Below are 26,257 nucleotides of genomic sequence, written 5' to 3' on the forward strand. Positions count from 1 at the left end.
TGATTCGGCGGGTAGGGCCTCGCGGGCGGCAACCGAGGGCGCTGCCGGTGTCTGCGCCTGTTTGACCGCCGTCGCGGATCGGGTTGCGGGCACCGCAGGCAGAGGGGCCGGTGCGGGAGCCGGTGCAGGCGTGTTATGCGCCGTTTTCATATCGATGGCGCCGTACGCGCTTTGCCCGGCCGGCGTTTCGGAGCGGGTGGTGGCGTTGTCGCCGTGCTGGGAATAGATCACGCCGCCGGCCACCAGCGCCAGCGCCACGGCGCCCAGCGTGACGGTCTTCGACATATCCCAGCGCTGCTCGCCGGTGCCGGCCAGTTCCTCTTCTTCGGGCACGCTCGGGTAGGGCGAGGGTGTGCTCAAGGCTTCGCGGCGTGCGCCGAACGGCAGGCGCATGCCGCTCGCGAACGATGCCGACTTCGTGGCGGCGGAGGTTCCGCCATGATCGGCGCCGCAATGCGGACAGGTATCGGCGTCGCTAGACATGGCGTTGCCGCAACGCCTGCAGGTCACTGAATCGGGGGATGAGGAGAAAAAAAGACGGGCCATGCCAAAAACCTCCCGGGACACAAGGGTTGTCCTTTCCGCTTGCGTGTCCGGTTTAATCGGACAAAATGATGACTCTCGTATGATGAAAATGCTTCGGACTCCCTAGGCTGGACATGCACCGGGGGAGCCGGAACCAATATGTGACATCTCCCGAGCCGCGTCAACACGTCCGGGAACGGCCGCGCAACACCCGCGCGATGCCGCCTAAATGCCTGCTTTGGCCTCGCCGGTCTAGGCGCTGGCGAACAGGTAAAAGCGGCCGGTGGTTTCGTCGGAAGGAGGCTAGGTTCTGTCCGAATATGGCGCTTCGCCGGGGTCCAAAACAGGCCGCCATGACGCTGGATTACGGCCGAAGCCTATTAATTTTGAGGTGTTTACGCCGATATACACTCTTGGCAATAAATTTGAGACAAACTCGCAATTTGATAGGATGTAAGCGCGCTGCGAGGGCCGCGTGCAGTAGTGCGAAAACGATCAAAAATACAAATGACTCACCATCCGATGCGCGCCGCCTGAGATCGGCAGTTCACCCCGGCGTCGGGCCTGGACAAGGGACATACCGATGGACATGCCGTCTAAGGGCGAGAATGTGCAGCTCATACGGATCACCTGGCCGTTTCTGGTCGTCATTCTTGTCCTCGTTTCGCTCGCCATTTTCAGTATCGACATCATGTCGTCGGTACGGGCGTATATCGGCGGCGAAAGTATCTGGTCGAAGGGCCAGAAAGACGCGGCGTTCTACCTGAACCTGTATGCCGAAACCGGCTACGAACGCACGTACGAGCAATATCTGACGGCCATGAAAGGTCCGCAGAACCTGCGCACGGCTCGTCTGGCGCTCGACCAGAAGCAGCCCGATCCGACGACCGCGCGCCGCGCGCTGATCGCGAGCGGCGTGCATCCCGACGATGTCAGCGACGTAATCTGGACGTTCCACATGTTTCGCCACGTCAGTTATTTCGAGAAAGCGGTCGACTACTGGACGCGTGGCGACGCCGAGGTGGAGAGGCTGGAACGTGTGGCGAACGAGCTACACGCGCGGGTCGCGGCCGGCGCGTTGCCAATGTCCCTGGTAGCCGCCTATAAAGCGCAGATATTGACCATCAACGAGACCATCGCGCCGCTGTCACGCGGTTTCTCCGAGGTCTTGAGCAGTGCGTTTCGCAAGACGGCTTCGCTGCTGCTGACCGTCGATCTGGTCGCCGCGCTGCTGCTCGTGTGCCTCTCGACCGTGCACGTGCGGCGCCTGATCCAGCAGCGCGGGCGGGTCGAAGCCGCGCTCAAGCAGAGCGAGGCGCGCGCCAAGGCGACGCTCGGTTCGATCGGCGAAGCGGTGATCGCGACGGGGCCGTCCGGGCATATCGAGTTCATCAACCCGGCGGCCGAGCGGATCGCGGGGCGTCCCGCCAGCGATTGTCTCGGGCGGCCGCTGGCCCAGACTTTCAGGCTGCTGCACGCTGATAGCCGCCAGCCGCTCAACCCGATCGAGGAAGCGCGTGCGGGCGTGCGCCATGACGGCGAAGCCGCCGAAATGCTCTTGCAGCGGCGTGACGGCGCCGAGATCCGCGTGCAGGCGGTGACCTCGCGCATCAGCGCTTCCGCCTCGAGCACGAGCGCGGCCGCCACGGAATCCGGCTTCGTGGTGATCCTGCGCAACATGACGCGCGAGTACGAATACATTGAAAGCCTCGCCTGGCAAGCCACGCACGACGGGCTCACGGCGCTCGTGAATCGTGCGGAATTCGAGCGGCGCCTGCAGCACGCGCTAGGTACGCGCTGGAGCGATGTCGCGTCGTGGCTGCCGGCCGCATCGGCGCTGCTGTTTCTCGATCTCGACCGCTTCAAGGTGGTCAACGACACGTGCGGCCACGCTGCCGGCGACGCCATGCTGCGTGAAGTCGCGCTGCGTTTCGAAGCCAGCCTGCAGCCCGACGACACGCTCGCGCGGCTTGGCGGCGACGAATTCGGCGTGCTGCTGCAAGGCTACGACACCGCCGGCATCCAGGCGGTCGCCGAACGTCTGCGCGCGTGCCTGAACGACTTCGTCTTCGACTGGGAAGCGCAGCCGTTCACCACCAGCGTGAGCGTGGGCGTAGTGGACCTGCGCAATACGGAAATGAGCGTGGAGGAGGCCATGCGGCTCGCCGATATCGCGTGTTACATGGCGAAGGAACGCGGCCGCGACCGCGTGCAACTGGCGGACCTGGGCGATCGTGAACTCGCGCGCCATGCGAGCGAAGTATCGTGGGGACGGCGGCTCAAGCAGGCGCTCGAACACGATCACTTCTGCCTCTACGTGCAACCCATCGTCGCCGTGGGCGACGGCGTGCCCGCCTCCACGGACGGGCAGCGCGCCGAACTGCTGCTGCGGATGATCGACCCGAACGTGAGCAACGACGTGATTGTGCCGAGCCTGTTCATCCCTGCAGCCGAACGTTACGGGCTGATGACAGCCATCGACCGGTGGGTTATCCGCAACGCCCTCGATACACTGTCACGCGCCCGCCACAAGCGTTTTAGCGAATACGCGATCAACCTCTCGGGCGCCTCGGTGGGCGACGAACGGTTCCTCGGATTCGTGCGCGAGCAGTTCCTGCGCACGGGCGTGTCCCCTGGCATGATCTGCTTCGAAATTACGGAAACGACCGCGATTGCCAACCTGGCGTCGGCGGCGCGGTTCATGCACGAACTGAATGCGCTCGGCTGCCATTTCGCCCTCGATGACTTTGGCGCGGGCATGTCGTCGTTCGGTTATCTGAAACATCTGCCGGTGGAGTACTTGAAGATCGACGGCAGTTTCGTGACCGACATGGTGCTCGATCCGGTGAGCCGCGAGATGGTCGCGGCCATCAACGAGATGGGCCATTCAATGAAATGCCGGACCATTGCGGAATACGTGGAAAGTGAAGGAATCCTGCGGGCGTTGCATGCGCTCGGGGTGGATTATGCGCAGGGGTATTACATCGGAAGGCCGATGCTCTGGACAGAGCCAGCCGTTCTGCCAATGGCCAAGGAGGCGTGAATGGGGAGTGGGTTTACAAGAGAGGGCGACCTCAAAAATACAGCAAGTTACCCACTTTGGTTACAGGAAGTTTTGTTGGAAACCGGCGCTGCAAAAAGCCGTGTGTCGAGTCATCCGCTGTTTCCGGCCTTGCGTGACGGCCAGCTCGGTCCGCGTGAAATGCGTGCGTTCCTGATCAACGGCTGGCCGGTTATCAACCAGTTTCCGCAGTACATGGGCATGAACCTGCAGAAGATCGGACCCGAAGAAACGTCCGGTTCGCGTCTGGCGCGGCGGTATCTGACACGCAACATTCGCGTCGAGCAGAATCACGCCGATTATTGGGTCGACTGGGCCGCGGCCCACGATGTCACGCGAGAGGATCTGCAAGCCGGCGAGGCGCCCGCGCTTGCGTTTGCACTGAGCCACTGGTGCTGGAAAAGCAGTAGCGCGGACCCGCTGCATTCGGCGATCGCAGCCACGAATTTCGCCGTTGAGGGCGTGACCGGAGAATGGTCGACGCTGCTGCTCAGCCGCACCACGCTCGAGCTCGGCTACCCTGAATCGATCCGCAAGAAGACGCTGCGCTGGCTCAGGATGCACGCGCATTACGACGATGCGCACCCGTGGGAAGCGCTCGATATCGTCGCCACGTTGCTGGGCCAGACGCCGCGTGTAGCAGACATTCGCCACGTCAAGCGCAGCATCCAGCGCAGTTATGAATACTTCGAGGTCAGCCTGAACTGCTGCCTCGAAGGTTGAGCACTCGCCGCCTTTTACTTCGATAACTGCAGTTTGCCGTCCAGCCGCCGGTTCAAGCCGAGCGGATTGGCGGTTTTCAGCGCATCGGGCAACAGGCCTTCGGGCATGTCCTGGTAGCTCACCGGCCGCAGGAAGCGGTCGATGGCGAGACTGCCTACCGAAGTGGAACGGCCGTCGGCGGTGGACGGGAAGGGGCCGCCGTGGACCATGGCGTGACCAACTTCCACGCCGGTACCGAAACCGTTCACAAGAATCCGCCCCGTACGGCGCTCAAGCGCAGGCAGGAAACGGCGAGCATCGGCGTAATCCGCTTCGTCGATATGCAGCGCCGCCGTCAACTGGCCTTCCAGTTGTTCCACCAGGTCGAGCACGGTTGCCAGATCCGGGCAGCGCACGATCAGCGAAGCCGCGCCGAAAATCTCCTCATGCAATTCCGGATTAGCGCGGAAGGCTTCCGCAGTGGTCGAGAACAACGCCGCCTGGCCTTGTGTCGCCCCTTTCGCCGCGCAGCCGCGTGCGAGCGTCTTGACCTCGCCATGTTCCGCGGTTTTGTTGACCGCCGATTCGTAGGCTTTATGAATGCCTGGCGTCAGCATCGTCGCAGCGGGTGTTTCGCTCAACGCGGCAGCGGTTGCTTCGATGAACGTATCGAGTTCAGGACCGTCGATGGCGAGCACCAGACCGGGATTCGTGCAGAACTGGCCGGCGCCGAGCGCGAGCGAGCCGGCGAAGGCCTTGCCGATTGCCGCGCCGCGATTTTTCAGCGCGTGCGGGAACAGCAGGACCGGATTGATGCTGCTCATTTCGGCGTAGACCGGAATCGGTTCGCGACGTGCTGCCGCGAGCTTCATCAACGCCGTGCCGCCGCCGCGCGAGCCGGTGAACCCGACCGCCTTGATGCGCCGGTCCGACACCAGACCTTGACCAATATCGCGGCCGCTATCGAAGAGCAGGGAGAACGTGCCTTCCGGCAAACCGCAGTCCGCCACTGCTTTCTGCACGGCGCGTCCGACCAGCGCCGATGTGCCCGGATGCGCCGAGTGCGCTTTGGCGATCACCGGACAACCCGCGGCAAGTGCGGACGCCGTGTCTCCGCCTGCAACCGAGAACGCCAGCGGGAAATTGCTCGCGCCGAACACGGCGACGGGGCCGAGCGGCACGTAACGCAGACGCAGGTCGACGCGCGGCAGCGGCTGGCGCTGCGGTTGCGCCGGGTCGATGCGCACGCCGAGAAAATCGCCTTCACGCACGACGGCCGCGAACATCCGCAACTGGCCGACGGTCCGGCCGCGTTCGCCTTCAATGCGTCCGCGCGGCAGGCCGCTTTCGGTCACGCAGCGTTCGATCAGGACATCGCCGATATCGAGGATGTTCTGCGCGATCGTTTCCAGGAATTTCGCGCGGGTTTCGAGCGGCAGTTCGCGATAGATGTCGGATGCTTGCCAAGCGAGCGCGCAGGCTTGTTCCAGTTGCTCGAGCGTCGCGCCGCCGAAGGCGGGCGCAAGCGCTTCGCCCGTGGCTGCGTCGATGCCCTTGATCGAGCCGTTCGTGCCGCGGACGGTGTGTTTGCCGATCAGCAGATCGCCAGAAATTTCCATGATGGTTCGAATCCTGTGGGTGTAATTAAAGTGTCCGGATTGCCTTACTTGCCCCAGCTCAGCACGAGCGGATCGAGGCGGCGCGCGACTTTCATCAGGCCGGCGCGGGTTGACGGATGCATGGCCGCGAACGGATGGCGCGTGGTGTCGGAATGGATCACGCCGCCTTCCTTCATCAGCGCCTTGCAGGCGGCGAGCCCGCATTGGCGGTTCTCGTAGTTGATCAGCGGCAGCCATTGCTGGTAAAGCGCCGCGGCGCCTTCCGTGTCGCCGCTGGTATAGGCGTCGACGATCTTGCGAATCCCGTCCGGATAACCGCCGCCGGTCATGGCCCCGGTCGCGCCGGCATCGAAATCCGGGATCAGCGTGATGGCTTCCTCGCCATCCCACGGGCCGACAACCGCATCGCCGCCCAGTTCGATCAGTTCGCGAAGCTTCGACGCCGCCTGTGCCGTTTCGATCTTGAAGTACGACACGTTCACGATTTCCTTCGCCAGCTTCGCCAGGAACGAGGCGGAGAGCGGCGTACCGGCGACCGGTGCGTCCTGGATCATGATCGGGATGCCGATGGCGTCGGACACGCGGTCGAAGAATTCATAAATACCGCGTTCGCCCACGCGGATGGTCGCGCCGTGATACGGCGGCATGACCATGACCATCGCCGCGCCTGCGTCCTGCGCGGCGCGGCTGCGTGCCACGCAGACATCGCTGCTGAAATGCGTGGTGGTCACGATCACCGGTACGCGGCCAGCCACATGTTCCAGCACGGTTTTCTGCACCGAGGCGCGCTCGTCGTCGGTGAGCGCGAATTGTTCGGAGAAGTTGGCGAGGATACACAGGCCGTGCGATCCGGCCTCGATCATGAAGTCGATCGCACGTCGCTGGCCATCCAGGTCGAGGCGTCCGGCGGTGTCGAAGATGGTCGGCGCGACCGGAAACACGCCGCGGTAGATCGGGGTGGCCATAGAAAGTCTCCATTGTGATTTGGGGGAACTATAGGGGCTGGCAGAAGGCGCTGTATAGTGAAACCTTTCCATCTAGTGATCGCTTTTGCGACTCACCCTACGGTTTGACTAGCACGCCATGAAAACGACGCTGGACGTATTAATGGGCCGCTTGCGCATGAAGCAGCTGCAGTTGCTGATTGCGCTCGATGACCATAAATCGCTGCACAAGGCGTCGAGCGCGATGTCGATGACTCAATCGGCGGCGAGCAAGGCGCTGGCGGAGCTCGAGTCGATGCTGGAAGCGCCGCTGTTCGAGCGCGCGAAGAAAGGACTGGTGCCGAACCAGTTCGGTTTTTGCGTCATCCGGTATGCGCGCTTGCTGGCTGCCGACCTGACTTCGCTGTGCCAGGAAGTCGCCGATATCCGCTCGGGCACCGGCGGCCGTCTGGCGGTTGGCGCGATCATGGGATCGGTGCCGGATCTGGTCGTGCCGATCCTGAGCGAGTTGCAGGCGCGCAACCCGGGCTTATCGATAGAAATCGTGGAGGACACGAGCGCGCGGATGCTGGCGTTGCTCGATGAAGGGCGGCTGGATCTGGTTGTCGGCCGCTCGATCGTCAGCGATGAACCCTCGCGTTATCACTATCAGCCGCTTGGGGACGAGCCGTTGTCGGTGGTGGTGGGTTACGACCATCCGCCGTTTGCGGCTGGCGAGCTGACATTTGCCGATCTTGGCGGGCATCGATGGGTCACGTATCCGAGCGCCATGCCGATGCAGGCGCTATTGCAGCGCGAGATGGATCTGGCGGGCGCGCAGGTGCCGGTGAGCGCGATTTCGACAGCGTCGACCTTTGTTACGGTTGCGTTGCTTCAATGTAGTGCCGACCTGGTTTCGGTGCTGCCGGCGGGTGTCGCCAGGCTGTTTTGCAAGCATGGCATGCTGCGCACGCTGCCGATCGGATTCAAGTCGAAGTCGCAGACGTTCGGGATCGTGACGCGGAAGGTGGGGGTGTTGTCGCCGTCGGCGCGGCAGTTTGTCGAGCGATTGATGGACGTCAGCAGGTCCATGTCGCTGGCGCTGGCAACCGGGGACTGACGCCCGCCAGCCACGGGTAAAACCAATCGGGCCACTCCCGGCATTGGGTCGTCCTATACCGTCCTATACTTTAGGCACTCGCGTCGAATGCCCGGACCGAGCGTTCCGGTCAGTTCAAGCAGCCGGCATCAGCACTACCCCCAGGCGCCGATCGGGCGCACCACAGCTTAGGGATCTCGGGCATGAGCCAACTCACCGCCGGCGCCCTGAAGGGCCTTGCTACCGCCTTGCGTCAGCAGCAGAAGCCGCTTACCGAACACTGGATGCAACTCGTGTTTGGTGACGCCGACGTAGAGCATTCCGACGATCTCACCTACCGGCAGCTTGCCGACCACATTCCGCGCATCTTCGACGAAATCTGCCTCGTACTCGAATCGCAGGATATGGATTCGCAGGAGCACGCAATAGAGCAGGACGCCCGCCAGCACGGAAAATGGCGCTGGCAGCAGGGTTATCGTATTGACGAACTGGTTCGCGAACTCGATTTGTTGCGCCAGGTCCTGCTCGCCGCCATTGGCGATTACGCGCAGAATCATCCTTCGTTCGACCGCAAGCGCGAGGAACGTGCGCGTCTGATCACCGATCAGGCGCTCAGTTTCGTCACGCTCACCTCCATTCGCGAGGCCGTCGGCGAACGCGACCGGAAACTCGACGAATACACCCGCATGCTGGAGCGCGCGAATCAGGAACTGACCTTGCGGCAGCGGCTGATCAGCGACCTCTACGAAACGCGCATGCAGGTCGCCCGGCGCGTCGCGCACGATCTGCGCAACTTCCTGAACGTATTCGCCACCGCGCTGCAATTGATCGGCCGCTCGCAGGCGAAAAACGACAGGGCGCTCGCGCTCGCGAAACGGCAGGTCGCCGACATGGCCACGCTCGTCGATGAAATGGGCGAATACTCGAAAGTGCTTGGCGACGATTCCATCCTGACAGTCGAGCGTTTCGACCTGGCCGAACTCTTCGACGAACTCACGCAGCTCTGCCAGGCGTCCGCCGCAGCGAAGGGGCTGGCGCTGAAGGGACGCGTGGATCCGGCGTTGAGCATGATCACGTCCAACCGCCTGAAGATGAAGCAGATCGCGTTGAACCTGCTGTCCAACGCCATCAAATACACCGCGACGGGCGAGGTGGAACTGGCGATGGTCACGTCGGGCGCGAAGCACTGGACGCTACGCGTGTCGGACACCGGCATGGGCATCAGCGAAGAGGATCGCGAACGGGTATTCGAGGAATTCGAACGCGCGGCTTCCGACGAAATTCCCGGCACCGGACTCGGACTGGCGATTGTGAAAGAACTCGCACGCGAACTGCACGGCGTGATTCGGTTTGAATCGTACAAGGGCCGCGGCAGCGTGTTCGAAGTGCGCTTTCCGTTGGTGCTCGAAATCGATGGCGCGGCTTCGGTGATCTGAGGCTTCGCGGTGACACGAGCCGCTGCCCGATGTCACCGCGTTCGTTCAGGCCTGAACCGTTTCGAGTTCCTTCGCTTGAGTCTTGCTGTCTTCACGCGCAACTGCTGCGTGCACCAGCGGCAACAGATCGCGGCCATAGCCCAGCGCATCTTCCAGCGGATCGAAACCGCGGATGAGGAACGTCGAGATACCCAGGCGGTAATACTCGATCAACGCTTCGGTTACCTGCTCGGGAGTGCCGACCAACGACGTGGAGTTGCCCGCAGCCTTCGTCAGCGCGGTGATGCCGGTCCATAGACGCTTGTCCACCACGGTTCCCTTCGCCGCTTCAGCAAGCAGGCGTTGCGCACCGACGTTCTTCGGTTCGCTAGGGCGCCGCGTGAAGTTAGGATTGCTCTTCACCACTTCTGTCGCGCGTTCGAGGATCGATTCCGCGCGTGCCCATGCAGCCTCTTCCGTCGAGGCGATGATCGGCCGCAGCGAAAGGCTGAAGCGGATGGCATGCTCGCGTCCATACGGCTTGGCGGCAGCACGCACTCGTTCAACGGTCTCGGCGACTTGAGTCAGCGACTCGCCCCAGAGCGCGAAGACATCGGCATGTTTGCCCGCCACCTGGATCGCAGCTTCCGACGAACCGCCGAAATACACCGGCAAATGCGGCTTTTGCACGGGCCGGACGAGCGACCGGTGACCCTTCACGCGATAGAACGCACCTTCGTGATCGAACGGTGTTTCGCTCGTCCATGAGCGCTTCACGACATCGAGGTATTCATCGGTGCGCTTATAGCGGTCGTCGTGGTCGAGGAAGTCGCCGTCGCGTTGCTGCTCCGTATCGTCGCCACCGGAGATGATGTGCACTGCCGTGCGCCCCGCGCTGAAATGATCGAGCGTGGCGAGCTGGCGCGCGGCGAGTGTCGGTGCAACAAATCCCGGCCGATGGGCGAGCAGGATACCCAGGCGCTTCGTCTGCTGCGCCACGAACGACGCAATCTGAAAACCATCCGGCGATGCGCTCGAATGAGCAATCAACACGCGGTCGAAGCCGCCGTATTCATGCGCCTGAGCAACGGCGGCAATGTACGGCGGATTGACTGCGGGACCGTGCGGCAAGTGGATCTCGCTCGATTCCTGATGGCTCACATAACCGATGAATTCAACGCTCATAGTGGTGCTCCCTTAAGAGATTGTTTGGCTTGAAGCGTGGCAAATCCTGCCCGTCCGAATGCGCCGAGCAGCGCGTCGTTTTGCGGTGTATGAATGCGCGAGCACAGTACGTCGCGATGATGGCGTTCGAGCGCGTTGTTGCGGCTCAACCCCGGATTGCCGCTTGCCTCGACCGCAAGTTCGACCGCGGTGATGGCGTTCTGCGTGACGAGGTACTTGATGGCGGGCGCTTCGTGCAGCGGAATGTTGCCGTGCGCACCGGCATCCAGCAGCACGCGATTGTTGAGCAGCAACGCATCGATACGGCCAAGCGCCTGCTGGAAGCTGCCGAGACTCGAGAGCGGCGCGCCGAGATTGGCGGGCTTGCGATCCTCGGCCCAGTGTGCAAACCAGTCGCGCGCAGACCGGGCGACGGCGTCATAGATCGACGAGAGCAGCACGTTCATCCATAGCGTGGTGAGCGGGTCCATGCCGCTCGCGGCAATCTCGGGAGGATTCAGGTCGACTGCATGAGCCGTCGGCACGCGCACGTTCTCGAAGATCACTTCGTGACTGCCGGTTGCACGCATGCCGAGATGATTCCAGGGCTCGCCGAAACGAATGCCAATTGTGTCGCGATGCACGAGGAACGTGCCCACGCGCGGCGAGCTTTCGTCGGTGCGGCCCCACACGGCAAACCATGTCAGGCCAGGACTGCCGGTTGAATAGATCTTGCTGCCGTTGAGAATCCAGGCGTCGCCGTTGTCAGTCAGACGCCCGATCGTGCCGGGCAAACCGCCGCGTGACGGCGAGCCCAATTCCGGTTCTACGCGCAACGAGTTGATGAGCGCACCGTTTTCCACCGCGTCGCGCGCGACTTGTTCCTTTAGTGCCTGCGGCCAGTTTGGGTTGGCCTGCAGGCGCAGATGATAAAGACACTGCATCACGAGGATCAGCGCGGTCGACGGCTCTCCGCGCGCAACAGCGTGGATCACTTTGCGCACTTGCGGGAGCGTCGCCTGTCGGCCGCCTAGCGCTTGCGGAACCGTCAACGCGAGCAAGCCGGCGCTTCGCAGCCGCGCGAGGTTATCGTGGGGAAAGATCGCGTGACGATCCAGTGCGCCGGCACTCGCAGCGAAATCCTGCGTGAGCGCGGCGAGCCATTGGTCGGCGGCGGCGCTGTCGAGATCGGCGAGGGCGTCGATAGCGCTCGGGTCTTGCAAGGCAGTGTGCGGGTGCCGTACGGTCATCGGAAGGTCCGGGGATAACAGGTGTTAATGCGCCGTGAACTGGGTGTCGAAACTCGGTGTCACGTCGAGCGTCGTCTTGATCACGCCTGCGCGAACGTAGAGATCGGCGGTGCGTTGCTGCTCGGCGATCACGGCGCTGTCGATTGCGATCGGCTTTAATTGCGCCCGTTGATAGACGACCTTCAGCACATCAGCCGGCAGGTGCGTGACGCGCGACTGAATGGTCGCGACCTCGTCAGGATGCGATAGCGCCCATCGCTGACCGGCTGCTACACGACGCAGGAAGTCATCGATTTGCACGCGTTTGGTCTTGATCGATTCGTCAGTGGCGGCCTGAAAGCTGAGTCCCGATGAAAGTCCCACACCGTTCGCCACGCTGCGGTTGTTATCGCGCAATTCGCCGAGCGCGACATACGGGTCCCACGTCGACCATGCATCGACGTTGCCGGACTCCAGCGCGGACTTGGCATCGGCGGGTTGCATGAATTCCAGCGTGACGTCGGAGAGTTTGATCCCTGCGCGTTCAAGGGTCGCGATGGCGAGGAAGTGGCCGATGGAACCGCGCGTCGTCGCAATGCGTTTGCCCTTGAGATCCGCCGCGCTCTTGATGGACGATCCGGCCGGCACGAGGATCGCGAGATCGACCGGTTGCGAGCGGGTGGCCGCCACCGCACGCACGCGCGCACCTGCGGCATAAGCGAAGATCAGTGGGGCGTCGCCGAGACCGCCTACATCGATTGCGCCTGCATTCAAAGCTTCACCGAGCGGCTGCGCGGCGGGAAAGTTGAACCACTCGATCTTGTACGGCACGTCCTTCAACTGGCCCGAGGCTTCAAGAATGCCGCGAGTCTGCAACTGCTGGTCGCCGACTTTCAGAACAGGGTCGGCTACCGAAGCGAGAGAATGAAACGCGCTGAATGCAGTGAATGTAGTCAGTGCGCCGATCAACAGGAGACTGCGTCGTTTCATGAATCGTCCATGCTGGATAAAGGATTCACGATACGGTTCGCCGCGGCATTAGACAAACGCATTGTTCTGCTTTGCTAAGCGCTTGAATTGGAATGACGCGGCTCGGTGCGGACCGCGTCAGACTGGGTGCGTCAGATCACGAAAAAGCCATGCGTGCCGTCACGTTCGAGTTGCGCGACGAGGCCGTATTCCCATTCGAGGTACGCGTTCATCGCTTCGTGCGGTGCGTCGGTGCCTTCATACGGCCGCCTGTATCGATCGATGCGCGGCGACGCCAGATGGGTCTCGCCTTTGGCAATCGGCAAGCCTGCCGCGATCCACGCAGACGTACCACCTTCGAGCAGCAGCACGGGCTTAGATGTCAGCGCCGCCACTTCGGGCCCGGCGAAGGCAGCAAGTGCGCTCGATCCGCACGTGACCACGTATTGCTTCGCGTCCGGCAACGCGGGCAGGTCGATGGCGAGCCGCGAGCGCACCGCCCACCATGCGCCGGGAATGTGTCCCTTTACGTGGTTGGCGCTCGGCGTGCAGTCGAGCACGATGGTCTGGCTTGCTGGGTCGTCGAGCAGGGTAGCGAGGTCTTTTGCGGTGATCGTAGGCGTTGGTGCGGGTTGCGGTTTTGCGCCGCGCCACGGCCCTTTTTCTGTTAACGCGGCGCTCGTTGCGGCATCAATCACATAGGTGTCGATATTCATCTGCGCTAGCCATGACGCCGTCATGTTGGCACGCACGCCGTCGTCGTCGAAAAGGACTACGCGAGCACCGCGAACCGGCGCGAACATCTCCGTTTCCTGAACGAGCTGGCCGCCCGGCGCGCCTTGAAAACCCTTGGCATGGGCTTGTTCGTATTCCGTGGGCGTGCGGACATCGAAGCGATAGGTGGTACGCGATGTGTCTTCTGCCCAGCGTTGCGCTTCTGCGAGCGTCGTACGTTTCACGCCTGCACGATCGGCCACCGCACGAGCGGATAAACGCGACTCGGTGTCTGTGCGTCCATCGTCCACCGCGAACTGCGTTGCGCTGCCGTGGGCAAGCGACTGACCCGCAAGCAGCCAGCCGATCGTGCCGTTGCGCAGCGCAGCCACCGGGTTAGGAAGCCCGGCATTCACCAGCGACTGCGTGCCGATGATGCTGCGCGTGCGCCCCGCGCAATTCACGATCACGCGCGTCTTGGGATCGGGTGCGAGCGCGCGGGCGCGCAATACCAGTTCAGCGCCCGGCACGCTGATGCTGCCGGGGATGTTCATCGTCTGATATTCGTCGTAGCGGCGCGCGTCCAGCACGACCACATCCTCGCCGCTTTTCAGCAACGCATCCACTGCTTCCGCCGATAACGCCGGTGTGTGCTGCTTCGCTTCCACGAACTCGCCGAATGCCTTGCTCGGTACGTTGACGTCGCGGAACACTTCACCGCCCGCGCGTTCCCAGCCTTGCAGACCGCCTTCGAGCAACGTGACATCGGTGTAGCCGAGCGCTTCAAAACGCCGCGCCGCACGTTCTGCTAGTCCTTCGCCGTCGTCAAGCAAAACGATCGGTACACTTTTGCGCGGCAGCTTCGTAAAGGCGTCGAGTTCAATCTTCGACAACGGCAAGTTCGCCGCAAACAAGGGATGACGTTGCGCGTGCGGATCTTCTTCGCGGACATCGAGGAACGCGATTTCGCGCTTTGAAAGCAGGGCGTCGCGCACGTCGTTGAAGCTGCGCTGGGGGGTGGCGCTCATGAGTCGAGTCGTTCCTTCGAGAGGTTCCAGAGGTTGGGAAGCGTGTCGTTCGTATAGCCGGAGACGAATGGTTTCGGTGGGCCATCGGCGGGATAAACGTGTCGCGAGATGCCGCCGATGTTCGCACCGTACACGTGAATGCTGATCGATACGCGGTCGTCGAACGCATTGCTCACGCGATGAATATCGCCAATGGACGGTGACACCGCCGCCACTGCGCCACGTTCGAGTAGCTTGTCTTCACCCGATGTGACGAGCGTGCCGTGTTCGTCGTGTACATAGGAGCGCGCGACTTCCGCGCCGCGTAACACGCCGACGAGACCCCACACGGTGTGATCGTGAACGGGCGTTTGTTGCCCCGGCCCCCAGACAAAGCTGACGACCGAGAAGCGTTGACGGGCATCGGCGTAAAGCAGGAATTGCTGATAGCGATTCGGCGATGGTTGCGCGTAGGTATCGGGTAGCCAGTCGTCCTCGGCTATCAGCTTGCTTAGCGAAACCGCGCCTTGTTCGAGTAATTGCGCTTCGGGCAAATGGTTATCGACGAGTTGCGCAATCTCGCTTATAAACCCGCGCAATTTTTCATGACTCATCGTGGGTGAAGGTTCAAGCCGCGTGCGCAACACGTGAGGTCAGTTCACGCGTGGCCGGAATCAACTCGCGGCCATAATCGAGCGCATCTTCTAACGGATCGAAGCCGCGAATCAGGAACGTGGTCACGCCGAGCGCGTGATATTCGGCCAGCGTCTCGGCCACTTGTGCTGGCGTGCCGACGAGTGCCGTCGAATTCGAACGGCCGCCTATCTCCTTGGCCACGCCGGTCCACAGGCGATCGTCGGCGCGCACGCCGTCGCCTGCAGCAGCGAGCAGGCGACGGGCGCCTTCGCTTTGCTGCGGCGTTGCTTCACCAAGACCTTGCTCCGCGCGCAGCCGCCGCGTTTCAGCAAGGATGTGTTCGGCGCGTTCCCACGCGGCCTTTTCGGTCGCCGCGAGAATCGGTCTGAACGATACCGAGAAGCGCACGTTGCGTCCGTGTTTTGCGGCTTCGGCGCGAACTCGGGTGACCTGTTCGCGCACCTGTTCCTTCGATTCACCCCACAGCGCATAGACGTCCGCATGTTTGCCCGCTACTTCGATAGCCGGTGCCGACGCGCCGCCGAAATAGATCGGTACGTACGGTGCCTGCTTGGGTTTTACTTCGGAGAAAGCCTGTTCGAAGCGGTAATAGCGGCCTTCGTGATCGAAGGGTTCGGATTCGGTCCACACGCGTCGCAGGATCTGCAGATATTCGTCGGTGCGGGCATAGCGTTCATCGTGCGAAAGATAGTCGCCGTCGCGGCGTTGCTCGACGTCGCTGCCGCCCGAGATGAAGTGAACCGCGAGGCGCCCGCCGCTTAGCTGATCGAGCGTGGCGAGCTGGCGTGCGGCTAGCGTCGGCGCGACAAAACCGGGCCGGTGTGCGAGCATGAAATGGACGCGCTGCGTGACGCCGGCTGCGTAGGCAACGGTCAGCATGGCGTCGGGACTGGTCGACTGATAGGGCACGAGAATGCGGTCGAAGCCGGCTTTTTCGTGGGCCTGAGCGAAGTTGCGCGTGTAGTTGATATCGATAGCCGGACCGCGCGCCAGATGCGTCTCCGACACTTTTTGCTGCTGGATCATGCCGATGAATTCGACGCTCACGAAAGACACTCCTCGTTGAATCACGCTGTGAGGCAGTGCGTGAAGAACGCTTCGTGACGCCTGCCGATTGCTTCAAAGGCTAACATCGGCTTATGCAAATCTTAAATATCAAAACGAGCTAAAGATATGGGGCGGGCGTCATTGGGGGAGAGTGAAATGAACGGGCGGCGTTCTCCGGCGCCGGACAGCGACCGTAGTTTGTGTCGACGCGGACGGGCTTCGACGTCACACCAGGCGCATGGTGAGTCGGGCAGGGAGTTCAAACAGGCACGTGATGTTGATGTAATAGGGCGCGACAGCATAAGCCGCGCGATCATCGCCCACGACTTAGCTCGTTCGACAGCCGCCATCCTAAAGCCCGCACCTCGTCGCTGTTACGAACCCTTGCTTGAAGATGAACTCGACTTCGCACTAGCCGGCGACCGCGCTCTCCACCGGCTCGTCGTTTCCTTACCCACAACTTCATCCATAGCCACGGCAATCAGCTCGACGCGTTGCTCGCGAGTAAAACTCGCGTACGCAACGCCATCCACCACGCCATGTTTTTTCAAAAGATGAATCGCGGCCGACCGGTTCGCCTTCTCGAGTTCCAGGTTTTCCTGAGCCTCCAGCAGCGCCGTCGTCAAACTCGCAACCGATGCCTTTTCCTGCGCGACATCGAATTTCATCAGGTCCATCTTGACCTCGATGTCCGGCGGTATCGCCGATACCCTGGCCTGCAACTGCGTCAGTTCGCGTTTCAAATCGCCTTCGCGGCGAAGTGCACGCTCGAGCTTTTGCGCCATGCCGGGGGCCGACCGCCCGTTGCCGCGAAAGAGCGTGGTGAAGGTGTTTCCGAGAATTCCCATACCGTTATAACCTCGAGGTGATTGTTCATCAGCGAGTGCGTCCTGACGTCCGCGGGAGGGCACTCGACGTGAGAACCGAGTCTCACTTTGGGTATCTACGGCATCTTCAGACAAATCTTTAGGCTTTTTATGGACCGCATAATTAACGGTATTTTTTACACGTTAAAAGTGTCGGAGGAAGACGAAAAAACGCCCGATAATCAACGTTTATCGGGCGTTCTATTACAGCAACCGGATCGCTGCTTTAACAACGATCCGGGCAGTCGAATCGCTTCAGGCGACCGCTTCCTCGGCTGCCGCTTCCGCCGTTTCCTCGACCGAATTGCGGATCAGGTAATCGAACGCGCTGAGCGAAGCCTTGGCCCCTTCGCCGACCGCGATCACGATCTGCTTGAACGGTACGGTGGTGACATCGCCGGCCGCGAATACGCCCGGCACCGACGTCGCGCCTCGCGCATCTACAACGATCTCGCCATGACGGGACAACTCGACCGTGCCTTTGAGCCATTCCGTATTCGGCACCAGCCCGATCTGCACGAACACGCCTTCCAGTTCAATGTGCTTCGCTTCGCCTGAACTCAGATCCTTGTACGAGAGGCCGTTGACCTTCTTGCCGTCGCCGGTGACTTCGGTGGTTTGTGCCTGCGTGATGATCGTGACGTTCTTGAGGCTGCGCAGCTTACGTTGCAGCACGGCGTCGGCACGCAGTTCCGTGCCGAATTCGAGCAAGGTCACCGCGCTGACCAATCCAGCCAGATCGATTGCCGCTTCAACGCCGGAATTGCCGCCGCCGATAACCGCAACGCGCTTGCCCTTGAACAGCGGGCCGTCGCAATGCGGACAATACGCCACGCCGTGATTGCGATATTCCTTTTCACCCGGCACGTTGATTTCGCGCCACCGTGCGCCCGTGGCAAGCACGATCGTCTTTGCTTTCAACACGGCGCCGTTAGCGAGGCGCACGTCGTGAATCTTGCCTGGCACAAGCGCTTCGGCACGCTGCACGTCCATGATGTCGACGTCATAGCTCTTCACGTGCTGCTCGAGCGCCGTGGCGAATTGCGGTCCTTCGGTCTCTTTCACCGAGACGAAATTTTCGATCGCAAGCGTATCCTGCACCTGACCGCCGAAGCGCTCAGCCGCCACGCCGGTCGAGATGCCCTTGCGCGCCGAATAGATCGCCGCCGCCGCGCCAGCGGGGCCGCCGCCGACGATCAGCACATCGAATACGCCTTTCTTTTCCAGTTCCTTCGCAGCCCGTGCGCCGGCGTTGCTATCGAGCTTGGCGAGGATTTCCTTCACGCCGGTGCGGCCCTGACCGAAGACTTCGCCGTTCATATAGACGGTCGGCACGGCCATGATCTGGCGCTGCTCGACTTCGTCCTGGAACAACGCGCCGTCGATGGTGACCTGACGGATGCGCGGGTTGATAAGCGCCATCACGTTCAGCGCCTGCACGACTTCCGGGCAGTTCTGGCATGACAGCGAGATATACGTTTCAAACTGATAGTCGCCGTCGAGCGCGCGGATCTGTTCGATCACCGCGTCGTCGAGTTTGACCGGATGACCGCCTGTCTGGAGCAGCGCCAGCACCAGCGAGGTGAATTCATGGCCCATCGGAATGCCCGCGAAACGGATGCCTGTAGGCTTGCCCGGTTCGCCGATGGAAAACGAGGGCTTGCGTTCTGAGTCGTCGCGCTTTTCGATCACCGCAATGCGGTCCGACAGCGTGGCGATTTCATGCAGCAGGCCTTGCAACTCAACCGATTTCGGCGAGTTGTCGAGTGAAGCGACGATCTCGATCGGCCGGCTGACCTTTTCCAGATACGCTTTCAACTGAGTCTTGAGGTTGGCTTCCAGCATGGCGATTCGAGTCCGTGTGACGAGGGTTTTTATCAAGGCGAGGAATGCGAGGCGAGCGTCATCCGGACCGCAAGCGGCCCGGACTTACAACGCTTTACAACTAGGATCTAAAGCAGCGAGGATTTAAAGCTTAGATCTTGCCGACGAGGTCGAGCGACGGGGTCAGCGTTTCAGCGCCCGGCGTCCACTTGGCGGGGCACACTTCACCCGGATGAGCGGCGATGTATTGCGCTGCCTGAACCTTGCGCAGCAACTCGCCAGCGTCACGGCCGATGCCGTTGTCGTGGATTTCGCACAACTTGATCTCGCCTTCCGGGTTGATCACGAACGTGCCGCGCAGGGCCATGCCGTCTTCTTCGATCAACACGTCGAAGTTGCGCGAGATAGCCAGCGTCGGATCGGCAATCATCGGATACTGGATCTTAGCGATCGTTTCCGACGTGTCGTGCCATGCCTTGTGCGTGAAGTGGCTGTCGGTCGACACGCCATAGATCTCCACGCCCAGCTTCTTGAATTCTGCGTAACGGTCGGCCAGATCGCCGAGTTCCGTCGGGCAGACGAACGTGAAGTCAGCCGGGTAGAACACCAGGACGGACCACTTGCCCTTCAGGCTTTCGTCGGTCACGGTGATGAAGTCGCCGTTGTGGTAAGCATTGGCTTTGAACGGTTTGACCTGGCTGTTGATAATCGGCATTGCTATGTCCTTGTGTTGAGGTGTTGAGGCGGTTAAGGAAGTGAACGAAGTATGCGGGTAATCCCGTAATTAGGAAAATCGAATGAATCAATGAGGCCGATGCGAAACGCCTATCAGGCGTCGCGCGGCGGCATTCTAGCAAGTCCGCCGGATTGAGGCATACGCGTTGCGCGCCTTGAGCGGCGTCCATCACACGAACAGGAGGGTGTATGAAAATCGGCATCATTGGCGCGGGTAATATCGGGCGGGTGCTGGCGCTGCGCTGGGTCGAGCATGGGCATGAGGTGCTGATCGGCAACTCGCGAGGGCCGGATACGCTTGGCGACGTCGCCCGCGAAACCGGCGCGAAGCCGGCCGAACTCGCGGATGTGGTCCGCGGCGCGGCGGTGATCGTGGTCACGATTCCCGAAAAGAAAGTGCTGAATCTGCCCGCGGGCTTGTTCGACGACGTGCCGGAAACCACGGTTGTGATCGATACGGGCAATTATTATCCGCGCGAGCGCGACGGCCGTATCGAGGGCATCGAGTCCGGGATGATGGAAAGCGCTTGGGTCGCGCAGCAGGTCGGGCGGCCTGTGATCAAGGTGTTCAACAACATCTACGCGGATCATTTGCGCAATCTTGGCAAGCCGGAAGGCACGCCGGGGCGGATTGCGTTGCCGGTATCGGGCGATAACGCCGATGCCAAGGCGGTAGTCGTTCAACTGGTCAACGAAGTGGGCTTCGATGCCGTCGATAACGGCGGTATCGAAGACTCCTGGCGTCACCAGCCCGGTACGCCGGTCTACACGAAGGACTTCGACAAGGAGGGTGTGAAGGCAGGCTTGCAGAACGCGGAACGAACCCGCACGCCGCAGTGGACCGGCACGGACAAGAGCCCCGGCAGCTTCGATCACCCTGCATGAAACAACGCGGCGACGGGCCCGTCAAAGCCCGCCGCCGCGTATGTCAGGCAGACGCGATCAGTCCAGCGAGATACCGTCGAAACGGTGTCCGCCGAGCGGGCTGATCTCGTAACCCTTGACGTCCTTCGTCATCAACTGAAACGCGTTGGCGTGCGCAATCGGCGTGTAAGGAACCTGATCCTTGAACACGACCTGCGCCTCCTCGTACAGCTTGGTGCGGGTTTTCTGATCCGTGATCAGCCGTGCTTTGCCGAGCAGATCGTCGAATTGCTTGTTGCACCACTTCGCCACGTTGCTGCCATGCACCGCGTCGCAGCCGAGGGTCGTGCCGAGCCAGTTGTCCGGGTCGCCGTTGTCGCCCATCCAGCCGTAGAGGATGGCGTCGTGCTCGCCGTCAACCTTCGCGCGCTTGTTATATTCGGCCCACTCGTAGGTCACGATGTTCGCCTTCACGCCGATTTTCGCCCAGTCCGACTGAATCAATTGCGCCATCAGGCGTGCGTTCGGGTTGTAACCGCGCTGCACGGGCATGGCCCATAACGTGATCGAAAATCCGTTCGGAAAACCCGCTTGTTTCAGCAGGTCGTGCGCCTTCGCAGGATCGTAAGGCGCGTCTTTCAACGCCTTGTTATACGACCATTGCGACGGCGGCATCGGATTCGACGCTATGGTCGCGGCGCCTTCGTAGACGCTCTTCAGGATGGCGGGTTTGTCGACGGCCATGTCCAGCGCGCGTCGCACCAGCACGTTATCGAGCGGCTTGTGCGTGGTGTTGTAGCCGACGTAAGCCACGTTGAAACCCACTCCCGACAGCACCGCGAGTTTCGGATTGCTGCGGGCTGTCTGGATGTCGGCGGGGCGCGGGAAGGCCGTCATCTGGCACTCGCCGCTGGCGAGTTTCTGCATGCGCACGGCGGCGTCCGGCGTGATCGCGAACACCAGTTTCGCGATATGCACGTCCTTCTTGTTCCAGAAGTCCGGATGCGCGTCGTAACGGATGGTCGCGTCCTTCTGATAGTCGCGGAATACGAACGGCCCCGTGCCCACGGGCTTCTGGTTCAGGTCCTCCGTCTTGCCGGCCTTCAGCAACTGATCAGCGTATTCAGCCGAGACAATGGAGGCGAACTCCATCGCGATGTTGCGCACGAACACCACGTCCGACGTATGCAGCGTGAAGCGCACCGTGTAGTCGTCGAGTTTTTCAACCGATGCAATGTTCTTGTCATAACCGAGGTCGCTGAGATACGGGAAGCTGACCGGATGCGCCTTCTGGAACGCATTGTCCGGGTCGATCATGCGTTTGAAAGTGAAGACGACGTCGTCGGCATTGAAGTCGCGCGTGGGTTTGAACCAGGGCGTGGACTGGAACTTGACGCCGTGTCGGAGATGAAACGTGAAGGTCTTTGCATCTGCCGACTCGTCCCATGTCTCGGCGAGACCCGGCACCAGATCGAGCGAACCGCGCTTGAATTCGACGAGCGTGTCGTAGACTGCGTGCGCGCCGGCATCGAAGTCCGTGCTGGTGGTGTATTGCGCCGAGTCGAAGCCCGCCGGACTGCCTTCTGAACAGAACACCAGAGTCTTGCCTGCCGCGTGGGCCGTGCCGGCGAGAACGCCGAAGGCGACAAGCACACAAGCCGCGGTGCGGGCCAGCTTGCGGGCTGGAGTGAAGAACGAGTCGGTCGGCAGGCTTTTATGTGGCATGTAGGGTTGGGAAAGGTTGAAGGACGGGGCTCGAAGGCGGATAGGCGCGCCTAAGTAATCGCCTACTTTACCAATCAGGGAATTTTGGACGAAGCGATACGTTCTTCTTTCGATATGCCGGAATCGACTAGGTTAGCGGCAGTCCCAATCCGCTTCTCAACCCGCGGGCTGCAAATATTTCCCGGCCGTTTTAACATGTCGGACCAGGCGCTCCCGCTTCTTGCTAAAGTTGCCGATTAAATACCGGTATGCGGCTCACGCCCTTCTATGCAGTACAAGAGAACATGAAAAACGTTTCTGATTCACCGGCAGCCACTGCCGAAGCAGCCCACGAAGAATGCGTCGAACTCGTGGCGAAGGCCACGATTCCCACGCGTTACGGCGTTTTCGAGTCGCATGTGTACCGCGTAAAGAGCACAGGCGCCGAGCATCTGACGCTCGTCATGGGCGACGTCGCCCATGGCGAATCCGTCCTGTGCCGGCTGCATTCCGAGTGTGTCACGGGCGACGTGTTCGGCTCATATCGCTGTGATTGCGGCGAGCAGTTGGACCTTGCCATGCGTTATATCGCTGCTGAAAATCGCGGTATTTTGCTGTATCTGCGCGGTCATGAAGGCCGCGGTATCGGGCTGGCGAACAAGATTCGCGCGTATGCGCTGCAAGAGCAGGGCTACGACACGGTCGACGCCAACCTGCATCTCGGCTTGCCTGACGATGCACGGGAATACGATTCGGCCGCCGCCATCCTGCGCGCGCTCGACGTGCGTTCGGTGCGCCTGATGAGCAACAATCCGTCGAAGTTCGACACGCTGCTCAAGCACGACATTCCGGTGTGCGAGCGCGTGGCGCTGGCTATTCCTGTGCGCGAGGAAAACGAGCGCTACATCAAGACGAAGCAGGTCCGTTTTGGTCATTACTTCGACGAAAACGAGTAACTCCATTTGCGCGGGCCTCCCGTGAGGATGACCTTGCGCGCTATTCCACGCCTTTATCCATGTTGCTCGCGATGAGCCGCGACCGCTTGCCGCGTCGCGCGATCTGCTCGCGTTATGCCGGCGTACCTTTGCCGCGCCCTCTGCATGTGCACTGAGACGTGCCCGGTTATCCGGCGATGCTTCTCGCCACTTTCCGATCGGGCATTGAACTCAGCGTAGAACAGGTTCAGCGCGAAAACTGAACCGCCTTTCGCGCAACAAAAAACAACATTTTTGTTGCGTTACCCCGTCAAATAATACAACATATATGTTGTATTATGGCTTCCGCTCAACGATAACCGGAGGCCTATGAAATACAGCGAGTTCAGAAAGTGGCTCAAAAACCAGGGCGCAGAATTCAAACCAGCCAAAGGTAGCCACTTCCGGGTAATTCTTAACGGCAAGACAACGATTTTCCCGGACCACGGCAGCAGGGAGATGGGAACGGGCTTAGTGAGCAGATTAAGAAGCAGCTTGGATTGAAGTGAGGTGGTGGCCCCCCGAGGGGTTGCCCTCACACATTCGTTGTAGTTGGCGGGTCGTAAGATCGTTGCAATGCAGGACATCGCACTTCGGTTTTGAAGTGTGAAAATTATCGGAGAATCAAATAGCCATGTTGTCTTATCCAGTGAAATTGGAGCTAGATACGAACAACACGTATCTGGTGACTTTCCCGGATATCCCCGAAGCCGTATCTGTCGGAGACGATGAAGGCGAGGCGCTACTTAATGCACTGGACGCACTGGAAAGTGCTATCGAGATCTATTTTGACGATAAGCGGGAGGTTCCGCCGCCTTCAAAACCGAAGAAGGGACAGCCTGTCGTGACGTTGCCGGCACTCGTTGTTTCCAAGGTTTTACTCGCCAACGAAATGATCCGTCAGGGTGTCAGGAAGTCGGAGCTCGCACGTCGCCTGGATGTACATATGCCGCAGGTCGATCGGCTGCTCGATCCGCGGCATTCTTCCAGGCTGGACGCTATTGAAGCGGCGTTCAACAAACTCGGCAAGCGGTTGGAAGTATCCATCTCATAGCCAATGGCTGCTGGAATTCAGCTCCGGGGCACATTGACGCTTCCTGGGCTTTTTGTCAGTCCGCGCCGCATGGGCGCGCGCTGGGGGGGAGCAAACCCACTAAGTTGATCGCAAGCGGAGGTATCTCAGGCCGCGTCGTGGAAAATGATGCCCACCGTATGCCGGTGCCCCGATCTCAGCCGGCTGACCCCATGCCTCAGATTCACGCGATATGCCCCGCGTGTCCCGTTCACCGGCCGGTTATGCACAGCAAAAATCACGGCGTTCCTTTGCGCTAACGGCACGACTTCGGCCCGCGATTGCATGCGCGGCCGCTGCTCGGTCATGACAAACTCTCCGCCTGTAAAGTCCCGTCCCGGCACCGACAGCAAGATTGCGAGCTGTAGCGGAAAAACGTGCTCGCCATACAGGTCCTGATGCAGGCAGTTGTAATCGCCTTCGCCGTATTGAAGGATCAGCGGCGTTGGCCGCACCTGCCCGGCCGCATGGCACCGGTCGATGAATTCGGCGTGGTCCGGTGGATAACGCGTGTCGATACGCATGATCTCGTTCCATCGATTCGCGATCGGGACCAGATGCGGATAGACCGCTTCGCGCAAGTTACCGATCACCTCGGGCAATGCATAACCGTAGTACTTGTATTCGCCGCGCCCGAAGCCGTGTCGCGCCATGACCACGCGGCTTCGGTATAGCTCGTCGTGAGAGTAGAGCGCTTTCAACGAGTCGCATTCCGTGGGCGTAAGCAAATGCGCGACCGTTGCGCAGCCGAATTGATCCAGCTCTTCTTCAACCGTGTGCCAGTCGATGGCGCTCACGCGCGCTTCTATACCGGTAGCCAGGACATCCATAAACGGTTTCTCCATGCAGGTTCGAATGATCCAGTGTCTGCCGGTCAGCGTGTGAGAACACTCCGGATATTGCGTTCACATTGGCGCACTATAGTCAGGAGGAATTTTTTACTTGAAGTTGAAGTTAAAGGTAATAGTTACTTGTCGCGGGTTACTTAATCGATTTATGTGGTTGTACGCGGATAGCGCGGGGTGAACCTGTGGCAGGTTCAGTCACTGGTGGCGAAGCGTGTGGGTATCGGTGTTCGGAGAGGTCGGGCTTCAAACATCCTCCAATCTGGCGAGCACCGTGCTATCAGGTGCCAAAAACTTCTAGCCTGCACGCTAGGGACACTAACTTGCCGATGGTTGGAACGCGTTTCTTTGCTTCGTTTCTTTGCGCGTTTGCAAAGTCAGAAATGACGTGCCGCCACGCACAGTGGCTAATAGTGATAAAGAAATCAGCTAACTCACGCAGACCACTAAGGCCAAAAGCAGCAACCCGGCATCAACCCCTCACCGCTAACCCCAAAACCACCAAACCCCGTCCACCGGCGCGAGCGAAAACCACTCCTCAGTGTTCCAAAGGCGGCGACTGCACGTCGGCGGCGTCGCGCGATGCCGCGTCGCGCAGCCGGATGATGGTTTGCCTCGACGTACTGAGCACCCGTGCGATTGCCGTCACGGTACTGCCCGCAGCCAGCGCTTTCAGCGCTTGCTGCCGCTGTGAATCGGACAAGGAGGCAGGACGCCCCTGCTGCGTGCCGACCTTCTTCGCAATGGCTGCCGCGTCGAGCGCGCGGGCGCGTTTTGCATCGCGTTCCAGTTCGGCGGCGAGCTGGAGCATGCGGATGGGCGAGTCGTCGCCGCTCGTGCAAAGATCGGTTTTGCCCGCATCGAGGCAGATAGCGTGCGCCTGTCTGGCGGCCAGCGTGGTGAGCGTCGAGACGGCGTCGCTGATACTGCTTCCCAGGTAACCGAGGCGTGCGATCACCAGTGTGTCGCCGGGCTTGAGACGGCGGATTGCCCGCTGAAGCGCGGGGCGTGACGCGGCGCTGGCGGCATGGCTGCAGTGATCGACCAGCACGGAACCCATGTCAACCAGAAAACCGGCCGCGTCGATTTCGAACAGGTCGTTGTCACGAACGTCCGGGTTGCCGCCGGTATTGATGTACACGATGAGGGTCACGAGGCGCGCTCCGATAGTGCCTTCGCCCGGCTCGCCGGCAGGGCACGCCGGTCGGCGGTGGCATGCTCATGGTAGCAAAGCTGCCGGCT

22 protein-coding genes and 1 pseudogene are annotated in these 26,257 nt (G+C 61.1%); 8 read left to right on the forward strand and 15 right to left on the reverse strand.

Annotated features, from left to right (window positions below):
• Window positions 1-483 (reverse strand): annotated as a pseudogene (locus EOS_RS07660) (hypothetical protein); the annotation flags it as partial.
• A 625-nt stretch (window positions 484-1,108) separates the two neighbouring features.
• Between EOS_RS07660 and EOS_RS07665 the strand changes: the two are divergent.
• Window positions 1,109-3,568 carry a putative bifunctional diguanylate cyclase/phosphodiesterase gene (locus EOS_RS07665; protein ID WP_047846016.1) on the forward strand — a complete coding sequence of 820 codons (2,460 nt, stop codon included), beginning with the start codon at window positions 1,109-1,111 and terminating at the stop codon, window positions 3,566-3,568.
• Between the two features lie 75 nt (window positions 3,569-3,643).
• Complete coding sequence (locus tag EOS_RS07670) at window positions 3,644-4,309, forward strand: TenA family transcriptional regulator (protein ID WP_235442733.1); 666 nt, start codon at window positions 3,644-3,646, stop codon at window positions 4,307-4,309.
• Window positions 4,310-4,323: 14 nt separating this feature from the next.
• On the opposite strand, the gene EOS_RS07675 is transcribed toward EOS_RS07670, so the two are convergent.
• Window positions 4,324-5,907, reverse strand: coding sequence for an aldehyde dehydrogenase (NADP(+)) (locus tag EOS_RS07675; RefSeq protein ID WP_047846018.1), 1,584 nt, complete (start codon window positions 5,905-5,907; stop codon window positions 4,324-4,326).
• Between the two features lie 44 nt (window positions 5,908-5,951).
• Window positions 5,952-6,872, reverse strand: coding sequence for a dihydrodipicolinate synthase family protein (locus EOS_RS07680; protein ID WP_047846019.1), 921 nt, complete (start codon window positions 6,870-6,872; stop codon window positions 5,952-5,954).
• Between the two features lie 118 nt (window positions 6,873-6,990).
• Here EOS_RS07680 and EOS_RS07685 point away from each other — a divergent pair, with 118 nt between their 5' ends.
• Window positions 6,991-7,950, forward strand: coding sequence for a LysR family transcriptional regulator (locus EOS_RS07685; RefSeq protein WP_047846020.1), 960 nt, complete (start codon window positions 6,991-6,993; stop codon window positions 7,948-7,950).
• A 182-nt stretch (window positions 7,951-8,132) separates the two neighbouring features.
• A complete protein-coding gene (locus tag EOS_RS07690; RefSeq protein WP_047846021.1) occupies window positions 8,133-9,365 on the forward strand; it encodes a sensor histidine kinase in 1,233 nt (410 codons plus the stop codon).
• A gap of 45 nt (window positions 9,366-9,410) precedes the next feature.
• Here the strand turns inward: EOS_RS07690 and EOS_RS07695 are convergent, their stop codons facing one another.
• The 9 genes from EOS_RS07695 to ahpC all read right to left on the reverse strand — a co-directional run bounded on the left by EOS_RS07695 (window position 9,411) and on the right by ahpC (window position 19,536).
• Window positions 9,411-10,529, reverse strand: coding sequence for an LLM class flavin-dependent oxidoreductase (locus tag EOS_RS07695; RefSeq protein ID WP_047846022.1), 1,119 nt, complete (start codon window positions 10,527-10,529; stop codon window positions 9,411-9,413).
• Window positions 10,526-11,758 (reverse strand): acyl-CoA dehydrogenase family protein, encoded by a 1,233-nt coding sequence (locus tag EOS_RS07700; protein WP_047846023.1) that lies wholly within the window; start codon window positions 11,756-11,758, stop codon window positions 10,526-10,528. The genes EOS_RS07695 and EOS_RS07700 overlap by 4 nt, the downstream gene beginning before the upstream one ends.
• Before the next feature lie 24 nt (window positions 11,759-11,782).
• Window positions 11,783-12,727, reverse strand: coding sequence for an ABC transporter substrate-binding protein (locus EOS_RS07705; protein WP_047846024.1), 945 nt, complete (start codon window positions 12,725-12,727; stop codon window positions 11,783-11,785).
• A 131-nt stretch (window positions 12,728-12,858) separates the two neighbouring features.
• Window positions 12,859-14,448, reverse strand: a complete 1,590-nt coding sequence (locus EOS_RS07710) for a rhodanese homology domain-containing protein (protein WP_047846025.1) — start codon at window positions 14,446-14,448, stop codon at window positions 12,859-12,861.
• Complete coding sequence (locus EOS_RS07715) at window positions 14,445-15,041, reverse strand: cysteine dioxygenase family protein (RefSeq protein WP_047846026.1); 597 nt, start codon at window positions 15,039-15,041, stop codon at window positions 14,445-14,447. Before EOS_RS07715 ends, EOS_RS07710 begins: the two co-directional genes overlap by 4 nt.
• Before the next feature lie 13 nt (window positions 15,042-15,054).
• The gene (locus EOS_RS07720; RefSeq protein ID WP_047846027.1) at window positions 15,055-16,131 is read right to left on the reverse strand and encodes an LLM class flavin-dependent oxidoreductase; all 1,077 of its coding nucleotides are present in this window, start codon (window positions 16,129-16,131) and stop codon (window positions 15,055-15,057) included.
• Window positions 16,132-16,505: 374 nt separating this feature from the next.
• Complete coding sequence (locus tag EOS_RS07725) at window positions 16,506-16,979, reverse strand: hypothetical protein (protein ID WP_047846028.1); 474 nt, start codon at window positions 16,977-16,979, stop codon at window positions 16,506-16,508.
• Window positions 16,980-17,252: 273 nt separating this feature from the next.
• Window positions 17,253-18,842, reverse strand: coding sequence for an alkyl hydroperoxide reductase subunit F (gene ahpF, locus EOS_RS07730; protein ID WP_047846029.1), 1,590 nt, complete (start codon window positions 18,840-18,842; stop codon window positions 17,253-17,255).
• A gap of 130 nt (window positions 18,843-18,972) precedes the next feature.
• Window positions 18,973-19,536 (reverse strand): alkyl hydroperoxide reductase subunit C, encoded by a 564-nt coding sequence (gene ahpC, locus EOS_RS07735; protein ID WP_047846030.1) that lies wholly within the window; start codon window positions 19,534-19,536, stop codon window positions 18,973-18,975.
• A gap of 209 nt (window positions 19,537-19,745) precedes the next feature.
• On the opposite strand from ahpC, the gene EOS_RS07740 reads away from it, so the two are divergent.
• Window positions 19,746-20,441 (forward strand): NADPH-dependent F420 reductase, encoded by a 696-nt coding sequence (locus EOS_RS07740; protein WP_047846031.1) that lies wholly within the window; start codon window positions 19,746-19,748, stop codon window positions 20,439-20,441.
• A 57-nt stretch (window positions 20,442-20,498) separates the two neighbouring features.
• Here the strand turns inward: EOS_RS07740 and EOS_RS07745 are convergent, their stop codons facing one another.
• The gene (locus EOS_RS07745) at window positions 20,499-22,145 is read right to left on the reverse strand and encodes an ABC transporter substrate-binding protein (RefSeq protein WP_082163258.1); all 1,647 of its coding nucleotides are present in this window, start codon (window positions 22,143-22,145) and stop codon (window positions 20,499-20,501) included.
• A 284-nt stretch (window positions 22,146-22,429) separates the two neighbouring features.
• Between EOS_RS07745 and ribA the strand changes: the two genes are divergently transcribed.
• From ribA to EOS_RS07760, 3 genes are all read left to right on the forward strand, one after another.
• A complete protein-coding gene (ribA, locus tag EOS_RS07750) occupies window positions 22,430-23,080 on the forward strand; it encodes a GTP cyclohydrolase II (protein ID WP_047846162.1) in 651 nt (216 codons plus the stop codon).
• Between the two features lie 348 nt (window positions 23,081-23,428).
• The gene (locus EOS_RS07755) at window positions 23,429-23,602 is read left to right on the forward strand and encodes a type II toxin-antitoxin system HicA family toxin (RefSeq protein ID WP_047846032.1); all 174 of its coding nucleotides are present in this window, start codon (window positions 23,429-23,431) and stop codon (window positions 23,600-23,602) included.
• Between the two features lie 130 nt (window positions 23,603-23,732).
• Window positions 23,733-24,152 (forward strand): type II toxin-antitoxin system HicB family antitoxin, encoded by a 420-nt coding sequence (locus tag EOS_RS07760; RefSeq protein ID WP_047846033.1) that lies wholly within the window; start codon window positions 23,733-23,735, stop codon window positions 24,150-24,152.
• 125 nt (window positions 24,153-24,277) lie between these two features.
• On the opposite strand, the gene EOS_RS07765 is transcribed toward EOS_RS07760, so the two are convergent.
• Both EOS_RS07765 and EOS_RS07770 read right to left on the reverse strand, forming a co-directional pair.
• Entirely contained in the window at window positions 24,278-25,000 is a 723-nt protein-coding gene (locus EOS_RS07765; protein WP_047846034.1) for a 2OG-Fe(II) oxygenase, read from the reverse strand.
• A gap of 553 nt (window positions 25,001-25,553) precedes the next feature.
• Complete coding sequence (locus EOS_RS07770) at window positions 25,554-26,168, reverse strand: recombinase family protein (RefSeq protein ID WP_053063795.1); 615 nt, start codon at window positions 26,166-26,168, stop codon at window positions 25,554-25,556.
• Between the last annotated feature and the right edge of the window lie 89 nt (window positions 26,169-26,257).

Origin of the sequence: Caballeronia mineralivorans PML1(12), assembly GCF_001028175.1 — a bacterium.
In the GTDB taxonomy this organism is placed as follows: Bacteria; Pseudomonadota; Gammaproteobacteria; order Burkholderiales; family Burkholderiaceae; genus Caballeronia; species Caballeronia mineralivorans.